Genomic DNA, 18606 nt, shown 5'->3' with positions numbered 1-18606 from the left:
AGTCAGGTCCCTTCCGTCGTCACTTGCCGGCAGCCGGGGCGTCCTCGCCGAGCAGCTTGCCGTCGGAGGTCTCGAACTGCTTCTTGAACTCCGCGATGGCGTCGGCCATGGCCTGGAGGGTGTCGTCCGACATCTTCCCGCCCTCGCGGATGGAGGTCAGCAGGCCCTGCTCCTTGCGGTGCAGGTACTCCAGCAGCTCCTTCTCGAAGCGGCGGATGTCGGCGACCGGAACCTCGTCCATCTTGCCGGTGGTGCCGGCCCAGATGGAGACGACCTGGTCCTCGGTGGCCATCGGCTGGTACTGCGGCTGCTTCAGCAGCTCGACCATGCGCTGACCACGCTCCAGCTGCGCCTTGGACGCGGCGTCCAGGTCGGAACCGAAGGCGGCGAACGCCTCCAGCTCACGGAACTGGGCGAGGTCCACGCGCAGACGGCCGGAGACCTGGCGGATCGCCTTGTGCTGGGCGGAACCACCGACTCGAGAGACCGAGATACCGACGTTCAGCGCGGGGCGCTGACCGGCGTTGAACAGGTCCGACTCCAGGAAGCACTGGCCGTCGGTGATGGAGATGACGTTGGTCGGGATGAACGCCGAGACGTCGTTGGCCTTGGTCTCGACGATCGGCAGACCGGTCATCGAGCCGGCACCCATCTCGTCGGAGAGCTTGGCGCAGCGCTCCAGCAGACGGGAGTGCAGGTAGAAGACGTCACCCGGGTAGGCCTCACGGCCCGGCGGGCGGCGCAGCAGCAGCGACACGGCGCGGTAGGCGTCGGCCTGCTTCGACAGGTCGTCGAAGATGATCAGGACGTGCTTGCCCTGGTACATCCAGTGCTGGCCGATGGCCGAACCGGTGTACGGCGCCAGGTACTTGAAGCCGGCCGGGTCGGACGCCGGGGCGGCGACGATGGTCGTGTACTCCAGCGCGCCGGCCTCCTCCAGAGCGCCGCGCACGCCGGCGATGGTGGAGCCCTTCTGGCCGATGGCGACGTAGATGCAGCGGACCTGCTTGTTCGGGTCGCCCGAGCGCCAGTTGTCGCGCTGGTTGATGATCGTGTCGACGGCCAGGGCGGTCTTGCCGGTCTGGCGGTCACCGATGATCAGCTGACGCTGGCCACGGCCGATCGGGGTCATGGTGTCGACGGCCTTGTAGCCCGTCTCCATCGGCTCGTGCACCGACTTGCGGACCATGACGCCCGGAGCCTGCAGCTCCAGGGCGCGACGGCTGTCGGTCTCGATCTCGCCGAGGCCGTCGATCGGGTTGCCGAGGGGGTCCACCACGCGGCCGAGGTAGCCCTCGCCGACCGCGACGGACAGGACCTCGCCGGTACGGCTGACCGGCTGCCCCTCCTCGATGCCGCTGAACTCACCGAGGACGATGGCACCGATCTCGCGCTCCTCGAGGTTGAGGGCGAGGCCGAGGGTGCCGTCCTCGAACTTCAGCAGCTCGTTGGCCATGGTCGAGGGCAGGCCCTCGACCTTCGCGATGCCGTCGCCGGCAAAGGTGACCGTACCGACCTCCTCGCGCGAGGCCGCGTCCGGCTTGTACGCCTGGACGAAGTTCTCCAGCGCGTCCCGGATCTCCTCCGGCCGGATCGTGAGCTCCGCCATCTGGGTTCCCTGCTCTCCTTGTTGGGCCCGAAGTTTCTTAGGGGGTCTGGGGGCGACCCCCAGGATTCTTCTGCACGGCCCAACCAGGGCCGTCGTAAGTACGTAATGCCTATTGAGTTACTGCTCAGCTCGTGAGCCGGCGGCTGGCGTCCTCGATGCGGTCCGCGAGGGAGCCGTTGATGACCTCGTCGCCGACCTGCACCCGGATTCCGCCGAGGACCTCGGGGTCCACGTCCAGGTTGAGGTGCATCTTGCGGCCGTAGAGCTTCGCGAGGGCGGCGCCCAGGCGCTGCTTCTGCGCGTCGCTCAGCGGTACCGCCGAGGTGACGGTGGCGACCATGCGGTCCCGGCGCTCGGCGGCGAGCTTGGACAGGGACTCCAGTCCCGACTCCAGGCTACGTCCCCGCGGCGCGGCCACAAGGCGCGTCACCAGACGCTCGGTGGCCGCCTGTGCCCGGCCGCCGAGCAGGCTGCGCAGCAGCTCGCTCTTGGCCGAGGTGGTGGCCTTGCGGTCGGTCAGCGCGGCGCGCAGCTCGGTGCTGCCGGAGACGATCCGGCCGAACCGGAACAGCTCGTCCTCGACGTCGTCGAGCTTGCCCGCCTTCTGCGCGGCGGTGAGGTCGGCGGTGCTGGCCAGCTCCTCCAGGGCGTCCACCAGGTCGCGCGACTGCGACCAGCGGGAGCGCACCATTCCGGCGACCAGGTCGGCGGCCGGGCCGCTGACCTGGGTACCGAGCAGGCGCTGGGCCAGTTCGGCCTTGGCCTCACCGGCCTGCGCCGGGTCGGTGAGGACCCGACGCAGCGACACCTCGCGGTCGAGCAGCGCGGTGACGGCGGCCAGTTCGTCGGCGAGCGCGCCGGCGTCCACGGACGTGGAGTCCGTCAGCGCGTCGAGACGCTCTCGTGCGGCTGCCAGGGCCTCGCGGCTCGCTCCGTTCATCGGCCGGCCTCGGCCTTCTCCTCGAGGTCGTCGAGGAACCGGTCGATCACACGGCTCTGGCGGGCGTGGTCCTCGAGGGACTCGCCGACGAGCTTGCCGGCCAGGTCGGTGGCGAGCTTGCCGACGTCCTGGCGGAGCGCGGACGACGCGGCCTTGCGGTCGGCCTCGATCTGGGCGTGACCGGCGGCGACGATCTCCTCGCGCTGACGCTGGCCCTCGGCCCGCATCTCGGCGATGAGCGCGGCACCCTGCTCCTGCGCCTCCTGGCGCAGACGCGCGGCCTCGTGCCGGGCCTCGGCGAGCTGTGCCTTGTACTGCTCAAGGACGCTCTGGGCCTCGACCTTCATGGTCTCGGCCTCTTCGATACCGCCTTCGATCGCCGCGCGGCGCTCCTCCAGAACCTTGTTGATGTTCGGAAGCAGCTTCTTCCAGAAGAAGAAGAACACGATGGCGAAGGCGATGGTGCCGACGAGCAGCTCGGGGCCGGGAGGCATGAGCGGGTTCTGCTCTTCCTCGGCCGCCAGCTGCACCAGGTTGGCGATCACATCAGTGCCTTTCGTCGAAACGTGTCGGTGAGCAGAAAATTACTGACCGAACACGAACGGCATAACGATGCCGATGAGGGCGAGCGCCTCACAGAACGCGAAGCCCAGGATCTGGTTGGCGCGGATCAGACCGGCGGCCTCGGGCTGGCGGGCGAGGGCCTGGGTGCCGTTACCGAAGATGATGCCGACGCCGATGCCGGGGCCGATGGCGGAGAGGCCGTAGCCGACGGAACCGAGCGAACCGGAGACAGCGGCGAGGGTCTCAGTGGCAGCCATGCTGAATCTTCCTTCTCTTTCACGGACCGGCGGGGGTTGGCCACCGGACGTTCTTGGGACTTGCGGGGGCGGAGGGGCTCAGTGGTGCTCGGCCAGAGCGCCCTGGATGTACGTGCAGGCGAGGAGTACGAAGACGTACGCCTGGACGGCCTGCACGAAAAGCTCGAAGCCGATCATGGCGACGGTCATGACGAAGGAGACACCGGCCGCCGGGATCATCCAGCTGTTCAGCAGGTACCAGGAGGCGACGGTGAACATGACCAGCATCAGGTGGCCGGCGAACATGTTGGCGAACAGTCGCACGGCGTGCGTGAACGGCCGGACGAGGAGGTTCGAGAAGAACTCGATGACCATCACGAGCGGCAGCACCGGGCCGAGCGACTTGTCGTAGCCGGTGATGTTCTTGAAGAACCCGACGAAGCCGTGCCGCTTGAAGGTCAGCGAGACCCAGGTCACGTAGACGACCGCGGCCAGGACCGCCGGGAAGGCGATGATCGACGACACCGGGAACTGCGCCAGCGGGATCACGGACCAGATGTTCATGATCCAGATGAAGAAGAACAGCGAGACCATCAAGGGGACGTACTTCTCGCCCTCCTTCTTTCCGAGGGTCTCGTAGACGATGCCGCGGCGGACGAAGTCGTATCCGGCTTCACCGACCATCTGCAGCTTGCCCGGCACCACCTTGGCCTTGCCGAAGGCCGCGTAGAAGAAGCCGATGACGAGGATGGTGGTGATGATGGCGAGCAGCATCACCTTGTTGAACTCGAACCCTCCAACCGTGGCGATCGGCTTGAAGAGGAACGAGTGCAGGCCCGGTGCCGGAAAACCACACCCGTCGGACATGATCCGACAGCTCCAGTCAAAGGCGAGCTGGGTCTGGTCAGCACTCACCACGGGCTCCTTCGGCGTGACGCATGGGTACGGCAACCTCGTTGTGTCGGCGCGGCGCGCAGCCGCGGGTCGGCACCGGACTGGTGTTACGGATGTGGGGGCGGCTGAGGGGCATCGAGCCTCGCGTTCGAGCAGGCGTCAGCTCAGATGCCCGCGCCCGCGATGCCGCAGTTGGCACCGGACGATAGCAGGAGTTCCCAGTGCTCTTTATCGCGCCCCTACTCGTCACGACGGGGACCCGGTCTTCTCGGGCTTCTCACTCTTCTCGGAGTCCGGGTCGATGTAGAAGATCTTGGCCTTCATGTGCGCACGAGCCTGCGCAGCCATCCACACGACGGTCGCGACGACGAGCCCGGCGGCGAACGTCCTCGCGTTGAAGAATGAGGTGTCCTTGAAGAGGGCGACGAAAATCAGGAGCAGCAGCAACTGGGCCGTGTAGAGCATCAGCCCCATGGCCTGGAACAACTGCGGGAGCGTTTTTGCCGTCCGCTGGAGGACGTACAGACCGATCCCCATGAAGAGGATGGCCAGTACCGTGCCGACGGCTGCTCCGAGGGCTCCCTTGCCTCCGGCCAGCACGCCGCTGACGGCGACGGCGACCACACCGGCAGCCGCTGTGGGCACAGCGCACTGCAGAAGGTTCCGGGCGTCATTGGACGGCATGGCGGCAACTCCGCTTTCGCAGGGGGCAGGGGTGTCGTCATGGACGAGCGTAGTCCCGGGCTGAGTGGAGACCTCACACCAATGGACCGTCGCACTGCGGTCCTTCGGCTCTATCCGGGGGTTCTCGTGAACCGTATCACAAACTATTTGATGCAGTCTTTACCTGAAGGTGTGCGGACTGTCACACATGAGAGTGAAGCCGCGCGTATGTGCAAGAACGGCGCCGACTTGTCTGGTATTGGGCGCTTCGCACCCCCATCACAACCCCACGGCTTGGCAATGCTCTAGTCAGATTCTTACCTTGACCCGGTTCTTACCTTGCCCGGGCTCTTTACGGAGTCCCTGCCTTGCGCCGGTCCGCCAGTCGCGAACGGGCGCCGATGGCGGTGGCCCCGTTGACTCCTGAGACTCCCGACACCACCGGGGCGCGGTCCTCACACGCGACCGGGGCCGGCTGCTCGGCGGCGGACGCCGGCGTCGAGGCCCCGGGCGCCAGGGCCGGGACCCCGCGGCGCCGGTAGCGCGGCGGCACGAACCGCTCCATCCAACGCGGGGCGCGCGGCGTGAAGCGCGGCAGCAGGAGCAGGGCCAAGCCGATCGCGCTGAGGAACACGACGCCGAGCACGATCCACATGGACGCCGAGTTGACCGAGTAGGCGAGCGCGCCGAAGGCGATCAGGGCCGACCAGAAGTACATGATCAACACGGCCCGGCTGTGCGAGTGGCCGATCTCCAGCAGACGGTGGTGCAGGTGGCCGCGGTCGGCGGCGAACGGCGACTGGCCGCGCCAGGTGCGGCGCACGATGGCCAGGATCAGGTCGGCGGCCGGGACCGCGATGATCGTCAGCGGCAGCAGCAGCGGGATGTAGACGGGGACCGTCTGGTGCACGGCCTCCTTCTCCGACCCGACGTACAGGTTGAGCGCGTCCGGGTCGACCTGCCCCGTGATGGAGATCGCGCCCGCGGCCAGGACCAGGCCGATCAGCATCGAGCCCGAGTCGCCCATGAAGATCCGCGCCGGGTGCATGTTGTGCGGCAGGAAGCCCAGGCACATGCCCATCAGGATCGCCGAGAAGAGCGTGGCGGGGGCGGCGGCCTCGACGCCGTACGAGTACCAGATCCGGTAGGCGTACAGGAAGAACGCGGTGGCCGCGATGCAGACCATGCCGGCCGCGAGGCCGTCCAGGCCGTCGACGAAGTTGACCGCGTTGATCGTGATGACGACCAGCGCCACCGTCAGCAGGGTGCCCTGCCACTGGGTGAGCGCCACCGAGCCGATGCCCGGGATCGGCAGCCACAGGATCGTCAATCCCTGCACGACCATCACGCCCGCGGCGATCATCTGGCCGCCCAGCTTGATCAGGGCATCGATCTCGAACTTGTCGTCCAGCACCCCGATCAGCCAGATCAGGGCCGCCCCGGACAGCAGCGCCCGGGGTTCGTTCGAGGCCTGGAAGACCTGGTTGAGGTTGGTCAGGTGATCGGCGACCAGCAGACCCGCGCACAGGCCGAAGAACATCGCGATCCCGCCGAGCCGCGGAGTGGGTTCCCGGTGCACGTCACGTGCCCGGATCTCCGGCATCGCTCCGGCCACGATCGCGAACTTCCGTACCGGCCCTGTCAGCAGATACGTCACCGCGGCCGTGATGCAGAGCGTCAGCAGGTATTCACGCACAGGCTTCCCCACAGGTCTCGCTGGCCATCTCAGCCCCACACCCTAGCGATGCGCGCATATGTGTGGGGACTTCCGGGTAGCGACGATGGTTGCACGAGTAGCTGTGCACCCTGGTGCGCTTACCCCGTCTCAGCGGGGATACGGCGGAAATCCACCGGCCAGCTCCCGCACTTCTTCACGGGCCCTCGCGGTCTCGGTCACTCCCCTGAGCACCCCCGCGAGCAGCTTGGCGATCCGCGCCATCTCCGCCTCGCCCATGCCCTGGGTGGTGACGGCGGCCGTGCCCAGCCTCAGTCCCCGGGCGTCGCCGTGCGGCAGCGCGCAGCAGTCCATGACCAGGCCGGCCGCGGCGAGACGGCCCCGGGCGGTGCGGCCGTCGACGCCGAGCGGCGCCGGGTCGGCGGTGATGAGATGGGTGTCCGTGCCGCCCGTGGTGACGGTCATCCCCTCGGCGGCCAGCCGGGCCGCGAGAACCCTCGCATTGGCGACCACCTGATGGGCGTACACGGCGAACGCCGGAGTTGCCGCCTCCCCGAACGCGACCGCCTTGGCCGCGATGGTGTGCATCTGCGCGCCGCCCTGTGTGAAAGGGAACACGGCCCGGTCGACCCGCTCGGCCAGCTCCGCGCGGCACAGGATCATGCCGCCGCGCGGGCCCCGCAGCACCTTGTGAGTCGTGGCACAGACGATGTCCGCGTACGGCACCGGGTTCGGCGCCGCTCCCCCGGCGACCAGCCCGATGGGATGCGCGGCGTCCGCGACGAGGTAGGCGCCCACCTCGTCGGCGACCTCGCGGAAGAAGGCGTAGTCGATGTGCCGGGGGTAGGCGATCGAGCCGCACACGATCGCCTTGGGGCGACGCGTACGCGCCAGGGTGCGCACCTGCTCGTGGTCCATCAGCCCTGACTCGGCCTCCACGCCGTATCCGACGAAGTCGAACCAGCGGCCGGAGAAGTTCGCCGGCGACCCGTGCGTGAGATGACCGCCGTACGGCAGGCCGAGGGCGAGGACGGTGTCGCCGGGGCGCAGCAGGGCGGCGTAGGCGGCCAGGACGGCCGAAGAGCCGGAGTGGGACTGGACGTTGGCGTGCTCGGCGCCGAACAGCGCCCTGGCCCGCTCCACGGCCACGCGCTCGGCGACGTCGGCGAACTCGCAGCCACCGTGGTGCCGCGCTCCGGGGTAACCCTCGGCGTACTTGTTGGCGAGGGGCGAGCCGAGGGCGGCCAGGACGGCCTGCGAGCTGAAGTTCTCGGCGGCGATCAGCTGGAGCGTCGTCGCCTGCCGCTCCCGCTCGCCGAGCAGGATGTCGGCGAGTTCGGGGTCCTGGCGGCGCAGGAGGTCGGCCTCGATGGCAGGGGTGACCGTCATGGTGGGCTCCGGGCGGCGTCGACGGTGACGTACGTCCAATGTAGGCCCGGGGCCCCCGGGGCGCGCGGTCGTTACGTCTTTGCGGGGACGCCCGTGAGGGCCGTGACGACCGGATCGAGTGCCTGGTGTATCTCGTCGCCGATGGACCGGAAGAACGTCAGGGGCGCCCCGTACGGGTCGTACACCTCGTCCGCCTCGGCGTTCGGGGCCAGCAGCCACCCGCGTAGAGCCGCCGCGGCACGCACCAGCGCACGCGCGCGGATGACCACGCCCTCCTCCAGGGGCGGCAGGGTCGTCGGGTCGATGGCCTTCACCAGACGGGTGAACTCCTTGAGCGTGAAGGTCCGCAGGCCCGCCGAGTGCCCCATGGAGATGACCTGCGCCCGGTGGTCCCGGGTGGCGGTCAGCACCAGGTCGGCGCGGATCACGTGCTCGTCGAGGAGTTCGCGCCCGGTGAAGCCGGAGGCGTCCGCGCCGAAGTCGGCCAGCACGGTCTCCGCGTTGGCCTCCATGGGGGCGCCCTCGTGACCCCAGGTGCCCGCGCTCTCCACGATCAGCCCGCCGCCCAGGATCCCGAGCCGCTCCCGCACGAAATGGCGGGTCAGCCGCTCGGTGATGGGCGAGCGGCACACGTTGCCGGTACTGACGTGGAGGATGCGGAAGCTGTCGCGCGGAAGCCCCACGAACGTCGTCGTGATCTCCGCCGCGCTTTCCCCGTTGCCTATGCCACGCCCCGCTCCAGGGGCCGTCAATTCGCCACCTCGAGGTCGGGTACTACCTTTCGCAGCTCTTCCGCGGAGAGCGCGCCGGCGCGCAGCAGCAGCGGCACCTCACGGGTCACGTCGACGATCGACGACGGGACGTTGCCGGGGGTCGGGCCGCCGTCGAGGTAGACGGAGACGGAGTCGCCGAGCATCTCCTGCGCGGCGTCGCAGTCCTCCGGCGCCGGGTGGCCGGTCAGGTTGGCGGAGGAGACGGCCATCGGGCCCACCTCCGTCAGCAGCTCGATGGCGACGGGGTGCAGCGGCATGCGCACGGCGACCGTGCCACGGGTGTCGCCCAGGTCCCACTGCAGGGACGGCTGGTGCTTGGCGACGAGCGTCAGCGCGCCCGGCCAGAAGGCGTCGACCAGCTCCCAGGCCAGCTCCGAGAAGTCCGTGACGAGCCCGTGCAGCGTGTTCGGGGAGCCGATGAGGACGGGCGTGGGCATGTTGCGGCCCCGGCCCTTGGCCTCCAGCAGGTCGGCGACCGCCTCCGAGGAGAACGCGTCGGCGCCGATGCCGTACACCGTGTCCGTCGGCAGCACCACGAGCTCGCCACGGCGGACGGCGGACGCTGCCTCACGCAGACCGGTCACACGGTCGGTCGCGTCATTGGTGTCGTATCGCCGTGCCATCTTTAGCTGGCCTCCTCGTACACGTGCTGCTGGGATGAAGTCCACGAAGACTGCGGTGTGCCCGGTGTGCTCACGGCAGCGCCTTGCGGGCCGTGGCGAAACGCGGGCGGTTGTTCAGGTCCGGGTGGTCGGCGGCGTCGGTCCAGCCGCGGTCCTCGGCGAAGATCCACGGCACCTGGCCGCCCTGGGTGTCGGCGTGCTCCACGACCACGACGCCGCCGGGGCGCAGCAGCCGGTGCGCGGTGCGCTCCAGGCCCCGGATGAGGTCCAGGCCGTCCTCGCCGGAGAACAGGGCCAGGTCAGGGTCGTAGTCCCGCGCCTCGGGGGCGACGTACTCCCACTCGGTGAGCGGGATGTACGGCGGGTTGGTGATGACCAGGTCGACCTGGCCGTCGAGGTCCGGGAAGGCCGTCAGGGCGTCTCCCTGGCGCAGCTCGACCCTGGACCCCTCCACGTTCTTGCGGGTCCACCTGAGGGCGTCCTCGGACAGCTCCACGGCGTGCACGCGCGAGCGCGGCACCTCCTGGGCGAGGGCGAGCGCGATGGCGCCGGAGCCGGTGCACAGGTCGACGATGCACGGCTCGACGACGTCCATGGCCCGTACGGCGTCTATGGCCCAGCCGACCACGGACTCCGTCTCGGGCCGGGGCACGAACACCCCGGGGCCGACCTGGAGTTCCAGGTAGCGGAAGTAGGCGCGCCCGGTGATGTGCTGGAGCGGCTCGCGGGCCTCGCGGCGGGCGATGACCTCCCAGTAGCGGGCGTCGAAGTCGGAGTCCTTGACTGAGTGCAGCTCGCCGCGCTTGACGCCGTGCACGAACGCGGCGAGTTCCTCCGCGTCGGTGCGCGGCGAGGGCACGCCGGCGTCGGCGAGCCGCTGGGTGGCCTGGGCCACCTCCGCGAGCAGCAGATTCACGCAAGTCCTCCGGTACTCAAGTGTCCTACGTGTCCTTACGCGGCTGCCAGCTTGGCGGCCGAGTCCGCGTCGACACAGGCCTGGATCACCGCGTCGAGGTCGCCGTCCAGGACCTGGTCCAGGTTGTACGCCTTGAAGCCGACACGGTGGTCCGAGATGCGGTTCTCCGGGTAGTTGTACGTACGGATCTTCTCGGAGCGGTCGACGGTGCGGACCTGGCTGCGGCGGGCGTCGGCGGCCTCCCTCTCCGCCTCCTCCTGTGCCATGGCGAGCAGCCTGGAGCGCAGGATACGCAGTGCCTGCTCCTTGTTCTGCAACTGGCTCTTCTCGTTCTGGCAGGAGGCGACCACTCCGGTCGGGAGGTGCGTGATGCGCACGGCGGAGTCGGTGGTGTTGACGGACTGTCCGCCAGGCCCGGAGGAGCGGTAGACGTCGATGCGGAGGTCGTTGGGGTTGATCTCCACGTCGACCTCCTCGGCCTCGGGCGTGACGAGGACACCGGCGGCGGAGGTGTGGATACGGCCCTGGGACTCGGTGGCGGGGACGCGCTGCACGCGGTGCACGCCGCCCTCGTACTTCAGGCGGGCCCACACGCCCTGCCCGGGCTCCGTCGCGCCCTGGCCGCCCTTCGTCTTCACGGCGACCTGGACGTCCTTGTAGCCGCCCAGCTCGGACTCGGTGGCGTCGATGATCTCGGTCTTCCAGCCGACGCGTTCGGCGTACCGCAGGTACATGCGCAACAGGTCGCCGGCGAACAGGGCCGACTCGTCGCCGCCCGCGCCCGCCTTGATCTCGAGGATGACGTCCTTGTCGTCGCTGGGATCGCGCGGGACGAGGAGCAGGCGCAGCTTCTCGGTCAGCTCCTCGCGCCGCTGCTCCAGCTCCTTGACCTCGGCCACGAAGTCGGGGTCGTCGGCGGCGAATTCGCGCGCGGTCTCGATGTCGTCGCCCGTCTGCGTCCAGGAGCGGTACGTGGCGATGATCGGGGTGAGCTCGGCGTAACGCTTGTTCATCCTGCGCGCGTTGGCCTGGTCGGCGTGGACCGACGGGTCGGCGAGCTTCTTCTCCAGGTCGGCGTGCTCGGCGACGAGTTCCTCGACGGCCTCGAACATCTTGGCTCCTGTGTACTGACGTGGGTGAAGGGGCGGGCGACCAAAAACGCCGGTCCCGGAGCGCCCGGTGAGGGGGCGCGTCCGCGGACCGGCGAAATGGGGCTCGCTACTTCTTGGAGCCGGCGGCCTTGCCGAAGCGGGCCTCGAAGCGGGCCACGCGGCCACCGGTGTCGAGGATCTTCTGCTTGCCCGTGTAGAACGGGTGGCACTCGGAGCAGACATCGGCACGGATCGCGCCGGACTCGATGGTGCTGCGGGTGGTGAACGACGCGCCGCAGGTGCAGCTGACCTGCGTCTCGACGTACGCGGGGTGGATGTCGCGCTTCAAGGTGTCTCCTAGGTTTCGGGAGGGCGCCGGGTCGCTGCCGCGGGGTGCGGGAGCGTGAACCGGGGCCGACGTACCAGTCTGCCAGGACTGGGGCCATCCCCCAAAACCGGGGGTTGCCGTCGTTTGTTCCCCGCGCCGCTTACCGGCCGCTCACGACACCCTTGGCCTCACCCGTCGCCGTGCCCTTCGTCGCGCTCTTCGGGATCGGCTTGTCGTCCTCCAGGGCCTTCCAGATCTGGTCGGCCTTCTTCTTCTGGAGCAGGACCCGGTTGGGGTCGGCCGGGTCGTAGGCCACCGGCATCGTGACCATGTGCATGTTGGACGGGGTGATGCCCTTGAGGCCGCCCGCGAAGGACGCGAGCTTGTTGACCGAGCCGAGGTCGGAGTCGGTCGTCACCGTCTTGGTCGCGGTCTCCGCGAGGTCGAGCAGCTTCTTCGGGTTCGTGAAGACGCCGACGTCCTTGACCTGGTTGACCAGGGCCTTGATGAAGGCCTGCTGGAGCTGGATGCGGCCGAGGTCGGAGCCGTCGCCGACGCCGTGCCGGGTACGGACCAGGCCGAGGGCCTGTTCGCCGTCGAGTCTGTGGGTGCCGGCCTTCAGCTTCAGGTGGCTGTCGGGGTCGTCGATGCTCTTGGTCGTGGTGACCTCTACGCCGCCGAGGTCGTCGATGAGCCTCTGGAAGCCGGCGAAGTCGACCTCCAGGTAGTGGTCCATGCGCAGGTCGGTGATCGACTCGACGGTCTTCACGGCGCAGGCCGCTCCGCCGGTGGAGTACGCGGAGTTGAACATCACGCCGTTCGCGGCGGGGTACTGCTTGCCCTTGGTGTCCGTGCACGCGGGCCGGTCGATGAGGGTGTCGCGCGGGATGGAGACCACGCTGGCCTTCTTGTGGCCCTTGTAGACGTGCACGATCATCGCGGTGTCCGAGCGGGCGCTGCCGTCGTCGGTGCCGCCGCCGAGCTTCTTGTTGCCGCCGGCGCGGGTGTCGGAGCCGAGGACGAGGATGTTCTCCGAGCCGTTGTCGGCCTTCTTGGGCCGGTCCGTGCCGAGGGCCTGGTCGATGTCGACGCTCTTGAGGTTGCCGTTGAGCTTGAAGTACACGTACCCCGCCCCGGCGCCCCCCAGGACGACGATCCCCGCGGCGGTCCAGGCCGTCACCATCAGGCCCTTGTGGCGCTTACGGGGCTTGCGGCGGTGACCCTTGGCGCGGTGGCGCGGCCCGGTGGTGCCGGTATCGCCCGGTATGCCCGGACCCGGCGTGCTCTCGGCAGACATGTGCTCCTCAGCTCGTCTACGGTCGGTTACCCCCTGCGGTCAGTACCAGGCGTGATCGGTCGGGGACTGCCTCCTGGCACCATCGTCGCTCCGCCTGGTCAGACGGAGAAACTCGGGAAAGGGTTGCACAACGGACTGTGCCCACCGCGTGGGGCGGTGGGCACAGTGTGTGTTCGTGTCAGCGAGGGGTACCTCGCTCACCTGCGGTTTCAGCCGAAGATGTCGTACTGCTTGAAATCGGTACCGACAGAGATCCTTGTGGCGAAGATCTCGCTGGTCGCCTTGCCGGTGCCCGGGTACAGGTAGAGCGTCCCGCCGGGGGTCCGGGCCAGGAAGTCGGCCTTGCCGTCGCCGGTGATGTCACCGGTGGCGTCGAAGGCGTTGTAGCCGCTCCAGGTGCGCACCTTGATCCGGGCCGAGAAGGCGCCCGAGCCGGCCTTGCCGGTGCCCTTGTAGAGGTACATGTAGCTGCCCGACGAGCTGCGGGCGATCAGGTCGGTCTTGCCGTCGCCGGTGAAGTCGCCGTGGCCGCGCACGGAGTTGTACTGGTTCCAGCCGGAGCTCACCTTGACGCGGGGCGAGAAGGTGCCGTTGCCCTTGCCCGGGTAGATCCACATCACGCCCGCCGAGTCGACCGAGAGCAGGTCGGGCAGGTAGTCGCCGGTGACGTCACCGGGGGTGATGATGCGGGTGCGGGTCTTCCAGTTGTCGGCGATCTGCTTGGTGGACCAGGTGCCCGTGGAGATCACGTAGTGGGTCCAGAAGACGTCGCCGTCGCTGCTTCGCCGGTAGACCAGGTCCTCGTAGCCGTCCCGGTCGAAGTCCGTCTGGAGGACGGTGTTGAAGCCGTTCCAGTTGCCCCAGGACTCGCGGGCGGCGAAGGACGTGCCCTTGGAGTCCTTGGAGTAGCCCGTCTTGGTGGAGGCGTTGCGCACCCACAGGTCGGCCTTGTGGTCGCCACTGATGTTGGTGTCGTCGAGGCGCGGGTAGGCGGCGCCGACGTAGGTGCTGACCTTGCTGAAGACGCTGTAGGCGCCCTTGGCGACGCAGTCCGTCACGCCCCAGGAGACGACCCCGACGATGCGGTTGTTGACGACCAGTGGGCCGCCGGAGTCGCCGTTGCAGGCGGTGGTGGTGCCGGCGTCGCTGCCGGTGGCGGGATTGCCCGCGCAGACCATGTGGCCCTTGACGAAGTCGCTGCCGTACGCGCCGGCGCAGGTGGTGTCGGACTGGACGGGCAGCGTGGCCGTCTTCAGCGTCTCGGAGATGTCGTCGCTGGTGGAGCTGGTGCGGCCCCAGCCGTAGACCTTGGCGCTGGTGCCGGCCGCGTACGACGTGGTGTCGCCGGACGTCGCCATGCGGATCGGCGTGGCCTTCACCGGGACGGGCAGGGTGAGCACCGCGATGTCGTTGTCGATGGTCGTCGCGTTGTACGACGGGTGGTTCCACTGCCGCCAGACGCCGGTGACGGTGCCGCCGTGCAGGTCGGTGCCGTCGGCCGAGGGCAGCTGGGAGGTGCCGGTGACGATCGCGCCGTTGGCGTGCCAGTCGTAGCCCTTGACGCAGTGCGCGGCGGTGAGGATCTTCGTCGGCGCGACGACGGCGCCGCCGCAGAAGAAGCCGATGTCGTCGCTGGTGGTCGAGGTGCCCCGGTCGTCGTAGTAGTGCAGCTGCGCCATCCACGGGGCCGAGGTGATGGTCGTCTCGCTGCCACCGATGATCTTCGGGTCGATGGAGGAAGGGCTCGTGTCCGAGCTCGCGCTCAGCGACGCCTTGCTCGTCTTGCCCGCGACGTCGTCACCGGCCATGGCCCCCGCGACGCGCTTCTCCAGCTCTGCGAGCGACGGCGAGCTGGTGGCGGGCTCGACCGTCGGCTGCGGCAGCGGCGTGGCCGCGCCGGCGGACGTCGTCATCAGCGCGGCGGCCACGGCGGCGGCCACACCGGCCGCGGCGACGGGAAGGGCGATGCGTATCCGGCGTCTGTGCCGACCGCCCCCAGGCATGGTTCTACCCACGAATGTCCCCCCTCGGGATCACATGTTCGAAGAGAGCGTGATCCTACCCGCACAGAGCACGACAGAGGGCCGCCCCCGTTTCCGGGAGCGGCCCTCTTACGCAGTGCTTACCTCAGTCGCCGTTGCCCGGCGTCGGAGTGGTCTTCTGGATCTGCATCAGGAACTCGGCGTTCGACTTCGTCTGCTTCATCTTGTCGAGGAGCAGTTCGACCGCCTGCTGCTGGTCGAGGGCGTGCAGCACCCGGCGCAGCTTCCAGACGATGGACAGTTCGTCGCTGGCGAGCAGGATCTCTTCCTTACGGGTGCCGGACGCGTCGACGTCCACCGCCGGGAAGATGCGCTTGTCGGCGAGCTTCCGGTCGAGCTTGAGCTCGGCGTTGCCCGTGCCCTTGAACTCCTCGAAGATCACCTCGTCCATGCGGGACCCGGTGTCCACCAGGGCGGTGGCGAGGATGGTCAGCGAGCCGCCGTCCTCGATGTTCCGGGCGGCACCGAAGAAGCGCTTCGGCGGGTACAGCGCCGTCGAGTCGACACCACCGGACAGGATGCGGCCGGAGGCCGGGGCGGCGAGGTTGTACGCACGGCCCAGACGCGTGATCGAGTCGAGCAGCACGACCACGTCGTGACCCAGCTCCACCAGCCGCTTGGCACGCTCGATGGCGAGCTCCGCGACCGTCGTGTGGTCCTCGGCCGGGCGGTCGAAGGTCGAGGAGATGACCTCGCCCTTCACCGACCGCTGCATGTCAGTGACCTCTTCCGGACGCTCGTCGACGAGGACGACCATCAGGTGGCACTCGGGGTTGTTGTGCGTGATCGCGTTGGCGATCGCCTGCATGATCATGGTCTTGCCGGTCTTCGGCGGGGCCACGATCAGACCGCGCTGCCCCTTACCGATGGGCGAGACCAGGTCGATGATGCGGGTGGTGAGGACGCCCGGGTCCGTCTCCAGACGGAGGCGGTCCTGCGGGTACAGCGGCGTCAGCTTGTTGAACTCCGGGCGGCCACGGCCGTGTTCGGGCGCCATGCCGTTGACGGAGTCCAGGCGCACCAGCGCGTTGAACTTCTCGCGGCGCTCGCCTTCCTTCGGCTGACGGACCGCACCGGTGATGTGGTCACCCTTGCGCAGGCCGTTCTTGCGGACCTGGGCGAGGGAGACGTACACGTCGTTCGGGCCGGGCAGGTAGCCGGACGTGCGGATGAAGGCGTAGTTGTCGAGGATGTCCAGGATGCCCGCGACGGGGATCAGGACGTCGTCCTCGGCGATCTGCGGCTCGGCGGCGATGTCGTCGCGGCCACGACGGCCCCGGCGGTCGCGGTAACGCCCGCGACGGCCACGCCGGCCGCCCTCGAAGTCGTCCCCGTCCTCATCGGCCCGCTGACGGTCACGGTCCTGGCGGCCGCCGCCCTGCTGCTGGTTCTGCTGGCCGCGCTGGCCGCCCTGCTGGTCGTCGCCCTTGTTGCCACGGCGGTCGCGGTCCCGGTCCCGGCCGCGGTCACGGCGGTCGCGACGACGGCCTTCGCCACCGTCAGCGTCGGACTTGGCGTCGTTCTGGGACTGCTGCTGCGGCTGCGACTCGCCCTTGGACTCGTTCTTCGCCTCGTTCTTCGCCTCGGCGGCGACCGTCTCCGGAGCGCCGGCCGGGGACCCGGCGTCGGCGGTGGCCCGGCGACGGCGGCGCTCGGAGGGCGCGTCGTCACTGGCAGGCTGGCCGGGGATCTCGATCTGCTGCTGGGCCACGGCCTTCTCGGCCTTGTCGGCCTTCTCGGCGGGGACCTCGGAGGCCTGCTTCGCGTCCGCCTTCTTCTCCGCCTTCTCGGCGTTGTCCCCCGTACGGGTCCGGGAGGTGGCGCGGCGCTTCGGCTTGGTCTCGGCGGGGGCCTCGGCCTTCGCGGCCGGAGCGGCGCCGCCGGACGCCTGCGCCTCCTTGATGACCTCGATCAGCTGGCTCTTGCGCATACGCGCGGTGCCCCTGATACCGAGGCCGGATGCGACCTGTTGCAGCTCGGCCAGCACCATGCCCTCGAGGCCGGTACCGCGGCGCCGCCGGGAGCCGGCACCGGTGGCAGGCGCGGAGGCGTCCGTGGCGGGCGCGGCAGCGGTCTCCTCGACACGTGCGCCCATCAGATCGGTGGTGTCGCTCACGAAGGGTCCTTCCCTGGAGCGGACGTCGGCCTGTCTGGCTCGGCGACCGGTTGTGCTGTCCGGCTTCGGTCCGTGTGGTGTGAACCGTGCCGGGGCGGTGGTCCGCCTCAGCGGCGGAGGAATCTGGTGATTGGCGCTTCCATATGCCGTGGCACCCAGTGTCAGTGTCACGCGGCGTGGTCGCACCGGTTCCGGAGCGTGCCCTGCGCCCCGCTCAGTGTCCGTGTACGGCGTACGGTCCGACGTACGGAACACAGTGCGGCTTGGGGGGCTCCCGGAAGAATGTCTGTCCCGGACGGGGACACGAGGCACCTCGCCGTGGTGGGGTCGGGTGCAGACTTGAGGTTAACACTACCGGATCCAACAAACATTCCCCCTCTCGAAATCCGGCAACCGTGCGCTTTCAGATGTCACTGGAGGTCGCGAGCGGCAGGACGATCGCGCCCTGCGGATCGAGACTCAGGCGATTGGCGGCCCAGTCGGCACCCGCCAGGGCCTCCACCTTGTCGGCGGTGCCCGCGTCGGCCAGCGCCATGACCGTCGGGCCGGCGCCGGAGATGACCGCGGGGACGCCCTCGGCCCGCAGCCGCTCCACCAGCGCCGCGCTCTCGGGCATGGCCGGGGCGCGGTACTCCTGGTGCAGACGGTCCTCGGTGGCGGGCAGCAGCAGCTCGGGGCGCCGTGTCATGGCCTCGACGAGCAGGGCGGCACGGCCCGCGTTGGTGGCCGCGTCGACGTGCGGCACGGAGCGCGGCAGCAGGCCGCGCGCGGTTTCGGTGAGCACCGGCTTTCCGGGTACGAAAACCACCGGAACGATGGAATCGGCAGGCTCCATCCTGATCGCCCGGGCCGCGCCGCCCTCCATCCAGGAGAGCGTGAAGCCGCCCAGCAGACATGCGGCGACGTTGTCGGGGTGGCCCTCGATCTCGGTGGCGAGTTCCAGCAGCGCGGTGTCGTCGAGCTTGGCCTCGGCGCCTATGGTCACGGCCCGGGCGGCGACGATGCCGGCACAGATGGCGGCCGAGGAGGAGCCCAGGCCCCGGCCGTGCGGAATGCGGTTGGCGCAGACGATCTCCAGGCCGCGCGGCTGCCCGCCCAGCAGATCGAAGGCGGTGCGCAGGGAACGTACGAGAAGGTGCCGCTCGTCGCGCGGGAGTGTCTCGCTGCCCTCACCCGCGATGTCGATGTGCAGCCCGGAGTCGGCCACCCGGACGACCACGTCGTCGTACAACCCCAGCGCGAGGCCGAGGGCGTCGAAGCCCGGGCCGAGGTTGGCGCTGGTGGCGGGGACGCGCACCCGGACGGCGGCGGCGCGGAACGCTGGACCGGCCATCGCTCGATGACTCTCCTTGAGCTGCGTGATTGTCGAATGACGTGGGACGGACATTCGATGGCGTACGAGAACCCTGGGGGCCGCGGAGACGGCGCAGCTCCGCGGCATATGCGGCGG

Annotated in this window: 17 protein-coding genes; all 17 read right to left on the bottom strand. The window is 69.3% G+C overall.

What is annotated here, in order from left to right:
* Nucleotides 1-19 precede the first annotated feature (19 nt).
* The 17 genes from atpA to thrB all read right to left on the bottom strand — a co-directional run bounded on the left by atpA (nucleotide 20) and on the right by thrB (nucleotide 18489).
* On the bottom strand, nucleotides 20-1609 hold the full coding sequence (gene atpA, locus ACH4G3_RS36055) for a F0F1 ATP synthase subunit alpha (RefSeq protein WP_397628413.1): 1590 nt from the start codon (nucleotides 1607-1609) through the stop codon (nucleotides 20-22).
* Between the two features lie 124 nt (nucleotides 1610-1733).
* Nucleotides 1734-2549, bottom strand: a complete 816-nt coding sequence (locus ACH4G3_RS36050; RefSeq protein WP_020272595.1) for a F0F1 ATP synthase subunit delta — start codon at nucleotides 2547-2549, stop codon at nucleotides 1734-1736.
* Complete coding sequence (locus ACH4G3_RS36045; RefSeq protein ID WP_354741903.1) at nucleotides 2546-3094, bottom strand: F0F1 ATP synthase subunit B; 549 nt, start codon at nucleotides 3092-3094, stop codon at nucleotides 2546-2548. The genes ACH4G3_RS36050 and ACH4G3_RS36045 overlap by 4 nt, the downstream gene beginning before the upstream one ends.
* 39 nt (nucleotides 3095-3133) lie before the next feature.
* On the bottom strand, nucleotides 3134-3370 hold the full coding sequence (locus ACH4G3_RS36040) for an ATP synthase subunit c family protein (protein ID WP_190201064.1): 237 nt from the start codon (nucleotides 3368-3370) through the stop codon (nucleotides 3134-3136).
* A 78-nt stretch (nucleotides 3371-3448) separates the two neighbouring features.
* On the bottom strand, nucleotides 3449-4216 hold the full coding sequence (gene atpB / locus ACH4G3_RS36035; RefSeq protein ID WP_086601182.1) for a F0F1 ATP synthase subunit A: 768 nt from the start codon (nucleotides 4214-4216) through the stop codon (nucleotides 3449-3451).
* A 273-nt stretch (nucleotides 4217-4489) separates the two neighbouring features.
* The gene (locus ACH4G3_RS36030; RefSeq protein ID WP_354741901.1) at nucleotides 4490-4927 is read right to left on the bottom strand and encodes a Cg1360 family ATP-synthase-associated protein; all 438 of its coding nucleotides are present in this window, start codon (nucleotides 4925-4927) and stop codon (nucleotides 4490-4492) included.
* A gap of 331 nt (nucleotides 4928-5258) precedes the next feature.
* A complete protein-coding gene (locus tag ACH4G3_RS36025; RefSeq protein ID WP_397628412.1) occupies nucleotides 5259-6602 on the bottom strand; it encodes an MraY family glycosyltransferase in 1344 nt (447 codons plus the stop codon).
* A 129-nt stretch (nucleotides 6603-6731) separates the two neighbouring features.
* Complete coding sequence (locus ACH4G3_RS36020) at nucleotides 6732-7970, bottom strand: serine hydroxymethyltransferase (RefSeq protein WP_397628411.1); 1239 nt, start codon at nucleotides 7968-7970, stop codon at nucleotides 6732-6734.
* A 71-nt stretch (nucleotides 7971-8041) separates the two neighbouring features.
* The gene (locus ACH4G3_RS36015; RefSeq protein WP_397628410.1) at nucleotides 8042-8722 is read right to left on the bottom strand and encodes an arsenate reductase/protein-tyrosine-phosphatase family protein; all 681 of its coding nucleotides are present in this window, start codon (nucleotides 8720-8722) and stop codon (nucleotides 8042-8044) included.
* The gene (locus ACH4G3_RS36010; RefSeq protein WP_020272587.1) at nucleotides 8719-9366 is read right to left on the bottom strand and encodes an L-threonylcarbamoyladenylate synthase; all 648 of its coding nucleotides are present in this window, start codon (nucleotides 9364-9366) and stop codon (nucleotides 8719-8721) included. The genes ACH4G3_RS36015 and ACH4G3_RS36010 overlap by 4 nt, the downstream gene beginning before the upstream one ends.
* A 70-nt stretch (nucleotides 9367-9436) precedes the next feature.
* Nucleotides 9437-10282 carry a peptide chain release factor N(5)-glutamine methyltransferase gene (gene prmC, locus ACH4G3_RS36005; RefSeq protein WP_020272586.1) on the bottom strand — a complete coding sequence of 282 codons (846 nt, stop codon included), beginning with the start codon at nucleotides 10280-10282 and terminating at the stop codon, nucleotides 9437-9439.
* Nucleotides 10283-10317: 35 nt separating this feature from the next.
* Nucleotides 10318-11394, bottom strand: coding sequence for a peptide chain release factor 1 (gene prfA, locus ACH4G3_RS36000; RefSeq protein WP_397628409.1), 1077 nt, complete (start codon nucleotides 11392-11394; stop codon nucleotides 10318-10320).
* A 106-nt stretch (nucleotides 11395-11500) separates the two neighbouring features.
* Nucleotides 11501-11722 (bottom strand): 50S ribosomal protein L31, encoded by a 222-nt coding sequence (gene rpmE / locus ACH4G3_RS35995; RefSeq protein ID WP_010040182.1) that lies wholly within the window; start codon nucleotides 11720-11722, stop codon nucleotides 11501-11503.
* 139 nt (nucleotides 11723-11861) lie between these two features.
* Complete coding sequence (locus ACH4G3_RS35990; protein WP_397628408.1) at nucleotides 11862-12998, bottom strand: LCP family protein; 1137 nt, start codon at nucleotides 12996-12998, stop codon at nucleotides 11862-11864.
* A gap of 209 nt (nucleotides 12999-13207) precedes the next feature.
* Entirely contained in the window at nucleotides 13208-15001 is a 1794-nt protein-coding gene (locus ACH4G3_RS35985) for a trypsin-like serine protease (RefSeq protein ID WP_397628407.1), read from the bottom strand.
* A 124-nt stretch (nucleotides 15002-15125) separates the two neighbouring features.
* Entirely contained in the window at nucleotides 15126-17156 is a 2031-nt protein-coding gene (rho, locus tag ACH4G3_RS35980; RefSeq protein WP_397628406.1) for a transcription termination factor Rho, read from the bottom strand.
* A gap of 403 nt (nucleotides 17157-17559) precedes the next feature.
* On the bottom strand, nucleotides 17560-18489 hold the full coding sequence (gene thrB, locus ACH4G3_RS35975; RefSeq protein ID WP_397621517.1) for a homoserine kinase: 930 nt from the start codon (nucleotides 18487-18489) through the stop codon (nucleotides 17560-17562).
* Nucleotides 18490-18606: the final 117 nt, after the last annotated feature.

Origin of the sequence: Streptomyces afghaniensis, from assembly GCF_044327915.1 — a bacterium.
Lineage (GTDB): Bacteria > Actinomycetota > Actinomycetes > Streptomycetales > Streptomycetaceae > Streptomyces > Streptomyces afghaniensis.
The sequence above is the reverse complement of the archived record's forward strand: the minus strand, read 5'-3'. Positions and strand labels throughout refer to the sequence as shown.

Coding starts and splice junctions, on each gene's coding strand:
- thrB (WP_397621517.1), bottom strand. CDS start 18,489: ATGGCCGGTCCAGCGTTCCGCGCCGCCGCCGTCCGGGTGCGCGTCCCC.
- atpB (WP_086601182.1), bottom strand. CDS start 4,216: ATGTCCGACGGGTGTGGTTTTCCGGCACCGGGCCTGCACTCGTTCCTC.
- prfA (WP_397628409.1), bottom strand. CDS start 11,394: ATGTTCGAGGCCGTCGAGGAACTCGTCGCCGAGCACGCCGACCTGGAG.
- ACH4G3_RS36030 (WP_354741901.1), bottom strand. CDS start 4,927: ATGCCGTCCAATGACGCCCGGAACCTTCTGCAGTGCGCTGTGCCCACA.
- ACH4G3_RS36010 (WP_020272587.1), bottom strand. CDS start 9,366: ATGGCACGGCGATACGACACCAATGACGCGACCGACCGTGTGACCGGT.
- ACH4G3_RS35990 (WP_397628408.1), bottom strand. CDS start 12,998: ATGTCTGCCGAGAGCACGCCGGGTCCGGGCATACCGGGCGATACCGGC.
- ACH4G3_RS36050 (WP_020272595.1), bottom strand. CDS start 2,549: ATGAACGGAGCGAGCCGCGAGGCCCTGGCAGCCGCACGAGAGCGTCTC.
- ACH4G3_RS35985 (WP_397628407.1), bottom strand. CDS start 15,001: ATGCCTGGGGGCGGTCGGCACAGACGCCGGATACGCATCGCCCTTCCC.
- ACH4G3_RS36020 (WP_397628411.1), bottom strand. CDS start 7,970: ATGACGGTCACCCCTGCCATCGAGGCCGACCTCCTGCGCCGCCAGGAC.
- ACH4G3_RS36040 (WP_190201064.1), bottom strand. CDS start 3,370: ATGGCTGCCACTGAGACCCTCGCCGCTGTCTCCGGTTCGCTCGGTTCC.
- atpA (WP_397628413.1), bottom strand. CDS start 1,609: ATGGCGGAGCTCACGATCCGGCCGGAGGAGATCCGGGACGCGCTGGAG.